Below are 11,813 nucleotides of genomic sequence, written 5' to 3'. Positions count from 1 at the left end.
TCCCGACGGACGGGGACCTCCTCGGGCGTCCTCGGCGGAGTCAGACGGTGAGGACGACTTTGCCCTGGAGGTGACCGCGGTCGAGCAGCCGGTGCGCGTCCGCGACACGCTCGAAGGGGAACGTCTGCTGTACGTGGACCCGGAGCTTGCCCTGTTCGACGAGTGCGACGAGGCCTTGGAGGGCGACCGGATCGGGTTCGACCGCGATGCCGCTGAACCGCATACCGGCCGCCTCGTACCTGGCGATGAGTCCCGTGTCCTCCTCGGCGACCGCCGTCACCAGATGACCGCCCGGGCGGAGCACGTCGAGCGAGCGCTCGACGGTGTCGCCGCCGATCGTGTCGAGGACGACGTCGATGTCGCGGACCTTCTCGGTGAAGTCGACCCTCGTGTGGTCGATCACCTCGTCGGCGCCCAGCCCCTCGACGAACGCCCGCTTGCTTCCACTGGCGGTCGCGATCACGTGCGCGCCGTACGCCTTCGAGATCTGGATCGCGACGTGGCCGACTCCGCCACCGCCGCCGTGGACGAGGACGCGGTCGCCCCCTCCCACCCCGGCGAGGTCGACCAGTCCCTGCCAGGCCGTCAGTCCGACGACCGGCAGCGCCGCCGCCTCGATGTGGGAGAGCGAGGCCGGTTTGCGCGCCAGGTGCAGCGCGGGTGCCACCGCGGCCTCGGCGTACGCGTTCGCCGCCCGAGGGAACAGCGGCATCCCGAACACCTCGTCGCCGGGCCTGAACCGCCATGTCTGCGACCCCTCTTCGACCACGCCGCTGATGTCCCAGCCGAGGGTGAACGGGGGCTTGCCGATCAGCGGGAACTCACCGGCGCGAAGGCGCGCCTCCAGCGGGTTCAGCCCGATCGCCTTGACGCGGACGAGGACCTCGGTCGGCAGGGGCCGGGGCTCGGGCGCGTCCACGACGGTGAGTACCTCGGGACCGCCGAGCGTGTGCTGGGTGATGACTCGCATGACTCTCCTGACCAGGAAGACGGAAGGAAGGGGGTGGGAATCCAGGCTAGGTTTCCGACAGGAACCCGCAGGTACCGTTGGCGCCATGAGCGGATTCACCCCCGGTGGCCCCTTCCTCGCCGACTGCCCGGCGCGTCTGGCGGTCGAGCTGATCGCCGACAAATGGACCGTGGTCGTGCTCTACGGCCTCAGCCAAGGCGCGGTCCGTCACGGCGAGTTGATCGACCTGATCGGCGGCATCTCCCGCAAGATGCTCACCCAGACGCTGCGGCGACTTCAGGCCCATGGGCTCGTCCGCCGCCACGCCTACGCCGAGGTGCCACCCCGCGTCGAGTACGAGCTCACCCCGCTCGGCCAGACGCTGATCGAGCCGATCCACATGCTGACCGAGTGGGCGAGGGCGCACGGCGACGCGGTGCTCGACGCACTCGACGCCGATCCGGAGACGGCCGTCCCCAGCAGCTGAGAACCCGTCCGGGACCCTCGGGTGATTGCTGTCGGGGTCGCCACCGAGGAGATCATCCGCGCTGCCCGCGACCTGCTGCCTGATCCGGGCCGCTCGACCACCTCGATCGGCAAGTTCCTCGGTCTCTCCCTGGGCACCTTCGCCGATCCGGATCGCGTCGAGGCTCGCGTACGGCACGAACGCCGTGACCCCTTGTTCGGGTGATGTGGACGATGGCTGCGGCGTGGGACACGGCCGTGCCGAAGCGGCTCGGTTCATGCTCGTGCCGTAGTCGTACGCGGAACATCTCCAGCGTCTGCCGCACGCCGAACAGGTCCTCGCCCGCAGCGGGCTGTGAACCCCCCCGCGCTCACGCAACGGTTCCATCTCCAAGGCGAGGTCACCCAGTTTGAACTGGATCTCCGACTCCGCCGACACCGGCTCCCGGACTTCTGCGACGATCTCCTCGTACCGCGGCCGGGACACCCGACCCGACTAACTGAGGGTTTCAGAATGTCGGCCGAAACCGCCGGAGGTGGATCGCGCCTCCCGGAGTTTGGGCAGGCAGGATCTCCACCGCCCAACAACCCCTCGGCCACGCTCGACGTAGGATGTGTGCCATGGATTCGCACGTGCTTGTCATCGCCGATGTGTCATGTAGTCCGGAGAATGCTGTTGAGTTCGGCCAGGTCCTGCACGAGTTCGCCGCTGCCTGTCGCGAGGAACCGGGCTGTCTCTCCTACGACGTGTTCCGCTCCGAGGACTCACCCGAGCGGTACGTGAGCATCGAGAAGTACGTTGACAGCGCCGCCTTCGCAGCTCACCGCGACTCTGACCACTTCCGCGAGATTGGCCTCGCCCGGCTGATGTCGCTGGCAACTGCCCGCGACGTGCGGCTGTATGGCCAGCCGAGTGAGATCCCGCCTGCGGCAGGTTAGCCGCGTCCCGACTCGCCGATCGCTTCACAAGGCCGTTCGGAGTCGTCGGAGGCAGATGACGCTGCAGGCGAGCTGAAGCAGGCCGAGGTGGAGGTCGGCGCGCATCTCGTAGCGGATCCGCAGGCGCTTGAACTGGTGGAGCCAGGCGAAGGTCCGCTCGACCACCCAGCGGGTCTTGCCGAGTCCGGAGCCGTGGGCAACGCCGCGGCGGGCGATCCTCGGGGTGATGCCGCGGCGGCGGAGGACGCGGCGGTACCCGTCGTAGTCGTAGCCGCGGTCGGCGAACAGCCGACGTGGCCGTCGACGGGGCCTGCCGCGCGGGCCCCGGACCGGTGGGATCGCGTTCAGCGGCGGCAGCACCTGCGTGGCGTCGTGTCGGTTCCCGCCGGTCAGCGTGACGGCGAGCGGAGTGCCGTGCCGGTCAACGATCAGGTGGTACTTGCTGCCCGTCCTGCCCCGGTCGACCGGCGAAGGTCCGGTGTGCGCCCCCCTGTGAGTGCCCTGACGTGCGAGCCGTCGATCGCCGCCTCGTCCCTCTCCAGCAGCCCCACCGCCCGCAGTTCGGCGAGCAGCACCTCGTGCAGGCGCGGTCACACGCCAGCCTCGGTCCAGTTCCGCAGTCGCCGCCAGGCCGTGATCCCGCTGCACCCGGTCCGTTCCGCAGGTACGTCCTGCCAGCTCACGCCCTTGTGCAGCACGTACACGATGCCGCGCAGCGCGGGCCGGTCGCCGGCGGGCAGCCGCCCGGGATGGCGATAACGCCTCGGAGGGCGAGGCGGCAGCGGAGCCACCCTCGCCCACAGTTCGTCCGGGGCACCGCCGTTCCTGGCTGTGACAACTCCGGCACCGGCTTCACGCGCAGAATCTGCCCCCGGAGCCGACCTGCCAAGGCGCCTCCTGCGCCCACGCGCGGCACGTGAAAGCTCTCCCCAGAACTCCTGCCACACCACAGCGCCGCCCGAGGGTGCAGCGTGCCAGCGACTCCTGACAGCAATCACCCGAGATTCACGGGCGGGTTCTCATCTGATCGCCGACGGCTCGCGGCTCTACCCTGCCGCTCTGGACGCTCGCCACGACCGGTGGCCTCACCGATGAGGCCACCGGGCTGAGCTACACCCCCGCCGAGCTGCGTGCGCCCCGGGCCAGGTGATCCAGTCCCCGGTCAAGGCGCTGAGGCCGACTCGATGAAGTTGTCGAACTCGGCCATGAACTGGCCCTCCTCGTCCAGGAGCTGGGCGGCCACCGATGCGGGGAAGGACGGCTCGCAGGTACTCGTGAACATCGGGAACGCGGACCGGCAGCCGCAGGGCCTGTCGCTGCGTGACCTGCGGACCGGCGCGGAGACCCTCCTGCCACCCGGCACGAACGGCAAGCTGGTCGGCGTAGGCTCCTGAGGTCGCCTCACGCCACGAATTCCACTGCCGCCCCGACAGCGTGGTCCGTCCTGGCCCCCGTGCGGCGTCGGTCTTCAGCAGGGGTCCCCGCCCGGCCCCCCGAAGAACAGGTAGCTGCCCCAGTCGGACCCCGAGTTGTTGGTGATCTGGAGGGAGTAGCAGGGGCCGCTCACCGATCCCGCTTCGGACAGGGTCGCGTGGGCGGCGCCTCCGCTCACGGGGTTCACTGTCGCGACGCGCTGGTACGCCGCTTGCCTGAAGCCCGCCGACGCGTGCGCTCCGGAGCCCATCGGGGGCCACTGGGTGATCAGGGTTCCGACCTCGCCGCCGAACTTGGCGCGGGTGGCGTTGGTGGCCATCGGCCCGTTGTCGAACCATGCCGCCGGGTAGCAACCGATCGCGTGGTCGTCGAAGTACAGCCACCACGCGTTGTTGGTGAAGTAGAAGCCCATCTTGTACTCGACTTGTGTGCCGCCGCTCTGGGAGACCGCCAGCGGGACGCCCGGGCGCACGTACGGGTTGGAGACCGGCTGGAACACCTGGCCTTCTAGGTTGTAGAAGGAGTGACTCGCTTCGTAGTTCCGCCGGGTGGTGAAGATGAAGAAGTGGGGCGCGGCGTCGCCGTACCGCGTGATGTCGACGTGCCAGCCGCACTCGACGGTCTGCAGGAAGGGGCCTTCCAGACCTGCGTAGTACCACTGCTGGCTGAAGGTCGACTGGTTCGACGCAGCGGCGAACGGGCTCCACACGTTGACGCGGCTTGCTCCGCCGAGGCAGGGGAGGGTCTGCTCGCCGGTCGCGTATCGCTTGCCGAGCGCGGCTGCGGGTGCTTCGGTGCCCGCGGATGCCGTGAGGTCGTGCGGCCGTTCCTTTGCCGAGGACGCCGCGAGATTCGGGAACCGGCACAGCGCCGAGAGGGTGGTGCGGTACAGCGGCGTGGTGCCCGCGGGGGCGGTCCGGGCGGTCAGGACGTCGGGCGGTGGCGGACTCACGGTGTCCCGCGATCGCGGGTCCGGCGTCATCGGCTCGTCGGATTCGGCCAGTTGAGGAGGGCCCTGGTCGGGGGCGACGGCGAGGCCTCCCCAGCGGCGCGCGGCGGGATGGGCGTCCTCGGGGATGCAGTCGACGACCTGGCCGTCGGTTTCGACGTAGCTCTCGACGGCGTTGACGCCCGCGTACAGGTCCATGACGTACGCCTGGATCTCGTCGAAGTCCCGGGCACTCGCGACGGCGGCGCCAGGCAGTCGGCGTGCCTCTTCGTACGTGGTTGAGGCGACGGATCTGAGAAAGGCGTCCAAGGGTTGCGGGGAGAGTTCGGCAGTCATGGGGGATGCTCCTTGGTCGGATATCCGCATGCGCACGATCAGCGGCCGTCCCGGACGCCGGGCCGACGGATCGGCGTCCGGGACGGCTGGGTGTGCGGACGTCCGGGCTGTCCGGACACGCAACCGTCCAGACTGGCCGGACCCGCAGCTGCCGCGTACCGGGGAGTGCCGACGACGAGGGGCCACTTCGATTACACCTTCGATCGTCGTCTGAATGGAGGGTGATGGGCTTTCTTCACCCTTATGGGGGAGGGGAGGCTGCAGGGTCCCCGTAAGGCCCGGTATCGACCGGGCTTGTCATCCGGCCCGTCCCTCCCGCGTCCCCCTGTGGCGCCACCGGTTGCTCGATCACTGGCCGGATGCGGTTCCTGCTTTCCGGCCGCCAGCATCACATTTCCCTCATAGTCCTCACTCGGTCTTCTCATCCAGGGCCACACCTGCCACCCTCACCCCGGCTGCCGGACCGCCACAGTGTGTGTGCTGACGCGTCCGCAGGCACTTCTCGTTTCGCGACCAACCCGAGAACAGGGGGAGTCACGTGCGCATTCGCCGTTCCGCTCTGTCCGCTCTCACGGCCTTCCTTCTGCTGTCCACCGGCCTGGTGATCAACGCACCGACAGCCGGGGCCACGTCTGTGAGGGCCGATGCCCCGGCACAGAGCACACAGGCAGCATCAGGAGCACAGGGCACACAAGAGGCACCAAGATCCGAGGCCGCGGCCGACCCCGCGGGAGGCCAGTACGTCCCCATGAGGGCCCGCGTACTGGACAACGTCGCGGTGGAGCCCGGCGCGACGCTGACGGTGAAGCTGTCCGGAACCGCGGGACTTCCGGCGGCGGGACTCGACTCGGTCGCCGTGAACGTGGCCGCCAAGGGCGACAGCGACTCCGGGACGGTGGTCGTCTACCCGTCGGGCGAGCTGGAGCCGGACGCCGCCAGCGTGAGCTACGACAAGGCGCACTACGCATCCACGACCTTGGTGACCAAGGTCGGCTCCGACGGCCAGGTCAAGGTCGTCAACCAAGGCACCGCCAACGTACGCGTCTACCTGGACGTCCAGGGCTACACCCTGCGGCAGGACGACAGCCAGGGCTCCTCCTACGTGGCCCTGCCGCCGCAGCGCGTCCTGACCCCCACCAGCGTGAACGGCGGAGGCAACCTTGAACTCAAGCCGCTGGGCAAGGGCGGCGTACCCGCCACCGACGTCACCGCCGTCGCGCTGACCGTCACGGCCAAGAGCGCCTCGACGGGCACCATACGGGTCTATCCCGCGGGTGAGGGCTGGCCCGCCGACGCCACCATCGACTACCCGAAGGACGCGGCCCAGCAGAACTTCGCCATCGTCAAGATCGGCACCAACGGCGCGGTCAACATCCACAACCTCGGCTGGGGCAGCGCCGACGTCGCGGTCGACGTGGTCGGCTACTTCACCCGCTCCACCGGCACCGCTCAGCGCGCCGGCCTGCGCTCGGTGCCCCCGGCCAGGGTCGCCGAGAAGCTGGTGATCCCGGCGGGCGGCGACAAGAACGTGGACCCGCGCGGCGTGGCGGGTGTCCCCGTTCTCAACACCACGGCCGTCGGCATCGCCGTCACCGCCTTCGGCACCGGATCGGGCGCCGTCCAGGTGCACCCCACCCGGACGACCGCCGCGCCGGGCCCCACCGTCAGCTACGTCCCCGACACCGAGGCCACCGGCTTCACTCTCGCCAAGCTCGGCGATGACGGGAAGGTCAACCTCCACAACACCGGATCGAGCCCGGTGACCGTCTGGGTCGACGTGCTGTCCTACGCCGAGCTCGTCGACCGCAGGTTCCCCACCCCGGCCACCGTTGGTGAGGCCATCGAGAACATCACCGGCACCGCGGACGTCAGCGGCACCGTGGAGAGCGACAGCGAGAACATCGCCATCACCTCCAAGACCGACGACTCGGGCACGACGACGGTGAAGGTGCCCCGGGACCCGCAGCAGGGCATCAAGGTGACCACCGACGCGGGAACCACCACGCTCAAGCTGCCCGCCTCCGGGTCCGCCACCCGCACGTCCGGGGGAACCATCGTCTACGACGGCACCAGCGCCAACCACTCGATCGGCGTGCAGCCCACCACCGACGGCGGCTTCCGGACCTTCACCCACCTCGACGACGCCTCCGCTCCGACCAGTTACTCCTTCCCGCTGGACCTGCCCACCGGCACGCAGCTGGCCATCGACGAGCTGGACGGCAGCGCCCTCATCGTCAAGGAGCACGCCAGCACCACGGAACCCGCCGTGCTCCTCGAAGAGGTGACCCGGATCCAGAAGCCGTGGGCCAAGGACGCGAACGGGCGTACCTGGCCGACCAGTTACGCCATCGAGGGCGACACCCTCAAGCTCAACATCGACCTCACACCGGTCACCGACACCTCCGGTGCCACGGTCTCGCCCCGCTTCCCCGTGGTCGCCGACCCCTGGGTGAAGAGGAACTGCGGCATCGTCACCTGCTCCTGGTACTTCAGCAAGGCCACCACGCGCTGGATGAAATCGCAGTTCGACAACCACGGCTGGAAGGTCGCCACGGCTAGCACCGTCATCTGCGGCAACCTGCCGCACCCCGTGGCCAAGGGGGCATGCGCCATCGCCATCGCCTACTACTACAACAGCGCCTTCAACAACACCCGCGCCGCGTACAACCGGGGAGGGTGCCTCGTGGTGCGAGTCAACGTCCTGTGGGGCGCGACTCCCATCACCGCGTGGAGAACAGTGCGCTTCGACAACGTTCCGCTGAGCAACCGCTACTGCTACAGCAGCTGACACGCCCCCCGGCCGCCGCTGCCCGCCCCCCCCCGGCGGCGGCCGGTCCCACGACAGCCCGACACGCATTTCCAGCAGTACGGGAGAGACCGGCGGCCTCACTCCAGGGGGCGGTCCGGGCGGCGAAGCGGTTGATGTCAAGATGGGGACCATGCAGAACGTTTACTTCGACATCACCATTGACGGTAAGGACGCCGGGCGGATCGTCTTCCGGCTGTTCGACGACGTCGTGCCCGAGACCGCGCGCAACTTCCGTGAGCTCGCCACCGGTCAGCACGGCTACGGCTACGCCGGTTCGGCCTTCCACCGTGTCATCCCGCAGTTCATGCTCCAGGGAGGCGACTTCACGCACGGCAACGGTACCGGCGGCAAGAGTATCTTCGGTGCGACCTTCGCCGACGAGAACTTCTCGCTGAAGCACGACCGGCCGTTCCTGCTGTCCATGGCCAACCGTGGCCCGAACACCAACGGTTCCCAGTTCTTCGTGACGACCGTCGTCACCCCCTGGCTCGACGGCAAGCACGTCGTCTTCGGCGAGGTCGTCGAGGGTGAGGACCTCGTCAAGCAGATCGAGGCCCTCGGCTCCCAGAGCGGCACCCCGAGCTCCGACATCGTCATCAAGGAGAGCGGCACCCTCGCCTGAGGCTCTGCTCGGGCAGGAGCCCGACGGCAGACGTGCGGAGGGGTGTGCGACGGCCTCTGGCTGATCGTGTGCCCCTCCGAGCGGGTAGGCGGCCCCTCTCGCTGATCGTCCTGGGCGAGGGTGGACGCCCCACTGGTCGTCGGCCGTGACAACCGGAGCCTGCCATACTGCTGCCCTGAAGTTGTAGGGCTTGCGCGGAACGCTTTTGCTCGGCGGGGTCTCTCTCTATCCGTACGGCTGTACCCCTAAGAGGAAGAGGAGTTGTTCTGGTGCGTCGCATTCGTGTACTGCTGGTGACCGCCCTGGCGCTGGTCGCGGGCTCGGTGATGTCATCGCCCCCCGCCTTCGCCGTCATCGGCGGGAAGAAGAGCACCTACGGCCCGTGGGCGGTACGCATGCTCGTCGACGGCAAGCCCGCGTGCACCGGGACGGCGGTCAGCCGCCAGTGGATACTCACCGCCTCGCACTGCTTCTACGAGCAGGCGCAGCCGGTCGCCGACAAGCGGATCTCCTTCCGGGTGGGCAACCTCGACATGCGCAAGGGCAAGACGGTCCGCCCCATTCCCCGCAAGCGCGTGGGCAGCGCGCACGCCGACATGATGCTCATCAAGGTCGCGCCGATGAACGTCCCCACGGCACGCCTGTCCAAGGTCGGCGTCCGCCGCGGCCAGATCGTGCGGCAGTACGGCTGGGGCGCCACCTGCACCACGGACGAGAGCGCCTGCCAGTCCCGCGTCCTCAAGCAGTCCGACCTGAAGGTCGTACGGCCCAACGACCCCCTGTGCGCGGGCCACACCGCACCGGGCGGCCCCGACTTCTGCATGAAGAAGGTGTCCGGGATTCCCGCCGGAGGCGACTCCGGAGGCCCGGTGATGACCATCGGCCCGCGCGGCAAGGAAACCCTCATCGGCGTCTTCAACGGCTCCGACCGGGAGAAGAGCGCCGAGGCCGGAGAGGTGTCCCAGCAGCTCTCCTGGATCCGCTCGGTCATCCGGCGATAGCGTCCACGCGCTAGCACCCTGTCCCCGGACGTTCATGACCCGGGCATCCCGCGCGCTGCCGTGACCCCGACCAGGCAGGTCACGGCAGGGTCTCGTTGGCCTCCCGGACGACGTGCCAGCAGTCAGAACACAGGTCGAGCCACCGCGGTCCCGCCGTGGACGAGTTGACGATGATCGCGGCGGTGGCCGGGCGGCCGCATCCCAGGCACGGATGGCCACCGTCGCGAGCCCGGCGGGCCAGCGCGGACCGGGACACGTCACCGGGCGCCGCAGCGAGCAGCGTGGGCTCGGCCGCGATCAAGTGCAGCATCGCGGTGGCTGCCGCGGCGTTCACCGCGGCGCACCCGAGCCGCCGACCTCCGGCCCACGCGGCCGGACCGTGCCTGCCGTCACTTCCCACCCACTCCTGGTCTCGACTCGTCCCGGCCACCGTACCGGGAACCAGCACGGCCGCGGCCACGGGCGCCTGCCGTGGATGAGGACCGCGGGGATACCGGCCAGGCGAGGGGCGTCGCGCAGTAGTGCGCCTTCCTCCAGAAACGCGCCGTGGGAGAAGTGGTGCGCGCAGACGCGGACCAGGGCGAGTCGCGCGACCGGGGGACGGTCGCCGTGCGGGTTGGAGGTGCCGTTGGTCTCTCCGGACAGGACCGCGTCCTCCCAGCGGCACCAGTCAGCGGTGGCCTCGCGGATCGGTGCGGTCCGGTCGCGGCTACTGGGGTCTCTATGGTGCGGGTTCACCGGAACGGTGGAGGCTCGGCCGTAAGGCGCTGACGTACGCAGTACACCCAGCATGCCGAGGCGCTGCACACGAGATCATGCGGCGCGGCCCTAGCTCGACAGCGTCCACGCTTCCGTGGTGAATACGGCAAAGGGGCGGCATTGTCGGCAACAGGTATCTACCGTGGCTTCCTCAGTGATCTACGGGGGGCAGGATGCGGACGATGCCGCTACGCAAGGGGAAACGCGGCGCTGTCGACGGAGTTGACTGTGCTGTCGGCGGGCCGTCCAGGGGCTGTCTGCGGATGTCTCCGCGCCGCTGCTCGGTCATGACGGCAAGGTTCGTGGCGATCATGACCTGGTCTTCTACAACCATCCGGTCCAGGACGGTGTATCGGTTGCGGGCGCGGCGGTGACCGTGGAACTTTCTCGTCTGCCTGCCGACGTGCACCGTGTCGTGGTGGTCGCAAGTGCTGATCCGCTGCAGCCCGGCGCAGTCTTCACTCGGGCGCCTCAGCTTACGATCTGCCTGAGCGGGCCCCCGGCGTTCTCATTCACCGCGCCGGACTTCACTTCGGGACTGCAAGGTCCGGGCTGGGGGACAGCGGTATGCCTCTGGCTTTGCGGGATTGGCAACCGACTACGGCGTTGATGCCGACCCCGAGCCCGCCGCCCTGCTGCCTGCACAGACCGGTTCCACGACGCCAGAGGCCGTCATGGTCGACCTGACGAAGCTGGAGCGGCAGGCTCCGGGGTTGCTGACCCCAGCGCGACAGGCTGGCCAAGCACTCGCCGACCGAATCTCAACGCCTCTGCGTCCGCGACCTTCACCAACGTCGCCTTTTGCGACCGGTGTGATCGCCGCGCCATCCGCGAATACAACATGGTCGGAGACTCTTCGGCTGGCCCGCCGGGCGTATGAGTCCGGTGTGCCGTCCGGTCGCCTCCCGGATGCCTTGGCTAAAGCTACGAAGATCATGGCGGGAGTGGATCCCGGGGACGTGCCGCCCTGGGAGCGAACGACGGGCCCGTTCTTCCCCTGCATTCTCGACCCGGAGGGCTCGGACGCGTTAGTGATCGACCGTCACACCCACGACATCGCGGTAGGCGAGGTCTACGGGAGGCGTGACCGCGGGTTGGGGAGTGCCCGGCGCTACGCGTTGCTGGCGTGCCGCTACCGGGTGGCCGCCTTGAGGCTCGAGCACGCGGATGCTTGGTCCTCGCGCAAGGGCCTCCCAGCCTCTCAACACCATGCCTGGGCCAGTGGCACATCACGCCTCGGTTCTGTAGTCCGCCGCCTAATGCTGCACGGTTCCCCTGCGAGTGGCGCGGTCTAAAGAGGGGAGCGGTAGTTGAACGCTCTTTCGTGCCGTATCCCCGTTCTTTCCCTGCCGCTTTCGCCGCATGCCGTAGTTCTCTTCAGGCGCCCGGGTTCGATCTACGCGGGTGAGGGCAGCTCGAAGGGCCGCTTCGCCGCCCTCAATTCAGCCTCCGGGCTGGAAAGAAACGCGATCCTCGAGAGCGCTGCGACCGCCCACCTGACCGTCGACCTTGGTGAGGAGGGGGCCGCCGGGGCACCATCGACGGCATCG

10 protein-coding genes and 1 pseudogene are annotated in these 11,813 nt (G+C 69.0%); 7 read left to right on the top strand and 4 right to left on the bottom strand.

The features are described from left to right. Positions 1–40 precede the first annotated feature (40 nt). The gene (locus tag ACIG3E_RS24135; RefSeq protein WP_399619989.1) at positions 41–970 is read right to left on the bottom strand and encodes an NADP-dependent oxidoreductase; all 930 of its coding nucleotides are present in this window, start codon (positions 968–970) and stop codon (positions 41–43) included. Positions 971–1,055: 85 nt separating this feature from the next. Between ACIG3E_RS24135 and ACIG3E_RS24130 the strand changes: the two genes are divergently transcribed. From ACIG3E_RS24130 to ACIG3E_RS24120, 3 genes are all read left to right on the top strand, one after another. Then, a complete protein-coding gene (locus ACIG3E_RS24130; RefSeq protein ID WP_399619987.1) occupies positions 1,056–1,436 on the top strand; it encodes a winged helix-turn-helix transcriptional regulator in 381 nt (126 codons plus the stop codon). A gap of 21 nt (positions 1,437–1,457) precedes the next feature. Continuing rightward, complete coding sequence (locus ACIG3E_RS24125) at positions 1,458–1,640, top strand: hypothetical protein (protein WP_399619984.1); 183 nt, start codon at positions 1,458–1,460, stop codon at positions 1,638–1,640. A 395-nt stretch (positions 1,641–2,035) separates the two neighbouring features. Further along, positions 2,036–2,353 (top strand): putative quinol monooxygenase, encoded by a 318-nt coding sequence (locus ACIG3E_RS24120; RefSeq protein WP_399619981.1) that lies wholly within the window; start codon positions 2,036–2,038, stop codon positions 2,351–2,353. A 24-nt stretch (positions 2,354–2,377) separates the two neighbouring features. Here ACIG3E_RS24120 and ACIG3E_RS24115 read toward each other — a convergent pair. Together ACIG3E_RS24115 and ACIG3E_RS24110 are read right to left on the bottom strand one after the other, a co-directional pair. After that, positions 2,378–3,156: pseudogene (locus ACIG3E_RS24115) on the bottom strand (IS5 family transposase). Positions 3,157–3,821: 665 nt separating this feature from the next. Then, a complete protein-coding gene (locus ACIG3E_RS24110; protein ID WP_399619978.1) occupies positions 3,822–5,072 on the bottom strand; it encodes a neprosin family prolyl endopeptidase in 1,251 nt (416 codons plus the stop codon). A gap of 748 nt (positions 5,073–5,820) precedes the next feature. Between ACIG3E_RS24110 and ACIG3E_RS24105 the strand changes: the two genes are divergently transcribed. The 3 genes from ACIG3E_RS24105 to ACIG3E_RS24095 all read left to right on the top strand — a co-directional run bounded on the left by ACIG3E_RS24105 (position 5,821) and on the right by ACIG3E_RS24095 (position 9,504). Then, positions 5,821–7,860, top strand: coding sequence for a hypothetical protein (locus tag ACIG3E_RS24105; protein WP_399619975.1), 2,040 nt, complete (start codon positions 5,821–5,823; stop codon positions 7,858–7,860). Between the two features lie 151 nt (positions 7,861–8,011). Continuing rightward, the gene (locus ACIG3E_RS24100) at positions 8,012–8,503 is read left to right on the top strand and encodes a peptidylprolyl isomerase (RefSeq protein ID WP_399619973.1); all 492 of its coding nucleotides are present in this window, start codon (positions 8,012–8,014) and stop codon (positions 8,501–8,503) included. Between the two features lie 266 nt (positions 8,504–8,769). Beyond that, on the top strand, positions 8,770–9,504 hold the full coding sequence (locus ACIG3E_RS24095) for a S1 family peptidase (RefSeq protein WP_399620635.1): 735 nt from the start codon (positions 8,770–8,772) through the stop codon (positions 9,502–9,504). Between the two features lie 79 nt (positions 9,505–9,583). Here ACIG3E_RS24095 and ACIG3E_RS24090 read toward each other — a convergent pair whose 3' ends face one another. Beyond that, the gene (locus ACIG3E_RS24090) at positions 9,584–9,838 is read right to left on the bottom strand and encodes a hypothetical protein (RefSeq protein WP_399619970.1); all 255 of its coding nucleotides are present in this window, start codon (positions 9,836–9,838) and stop codon (positions 9,584–9,586) included. Positions 9,839–10,489: 651 nt separating this feature from the next. Between ACIG3E_RS24090 and ACIG3E_RS24085 the strand changes: the two genes are divergently transcribed. Further along, positions 10,490–10,873 (top strand): TerD family protein, encoded by a 384-nt coding sequence (locus tag ACIG3E_RS24085; protein WP_399620632.1) that lies wholly within the window; start codon positions 10,490–10,492, stop codon positions 10,871–10,873. Positions 10,874–11,813 lie beyond the last annotated feature (940 nt).

This window comes from Streptomyces sp. NPDC053474, assembly GCF_044544845.1.
Taxonomy (GTDB): domain Bacteria; phylum Actinomycetota; class Actinomycetes; order Streptomycetales; family Streptomycetaceae; genus Streptomyces.
The sequence above is the reverse complement of the archived record's forward strand: the minus strand, read 5'-3'. Positions and strand labels throughout refer to the sequence as shown.

Coding starts and splice junctions, on each gene's coding strand:
- ACIG3E_RS24135 (WP_399619989.1), bottom strand. CDS start 970: ATGCGAGTCATCACCCAGCACACGCTCGGCGGTCCCGAGGTACTCACC.
- ACIG3E_RS24130 (WP_399619987.1), top strand. CDS start 1,056: ATGAGCGGATTCACCCCCGGTGGCCCCTTCCTCGCCGACTGCCCGGCG.
- ACIG3E_RS24120 (WP_399619981.1), top strand. CDS start 2,036: ATGGATTCGCACGTGCTTGTCATCGCCGATGTGTCATGTAGTCCGGAG.
- ACIG3E_RS24110 (WP_399619978.1), bottom strand. CDS start 5,072: ATGACTGCCGAACTCTCCCCGCAACCCTTGGACGCCTTTCTCAGATCC.
- ACIG3E_RS24105 (WP_399619975.1), top strand. CDS start 5,821: ATGAGGGCCCGCGTACTGGACAACGTCGCGGTGGAGCCCGGCGCGACG.
- ACIG3E_RS24100 (WP_399619973.1), top strand. CDS start 8,012: ATGCAGAACGTTTACTTCGACATCACCATTGACGGTAAGGACGCCGGG.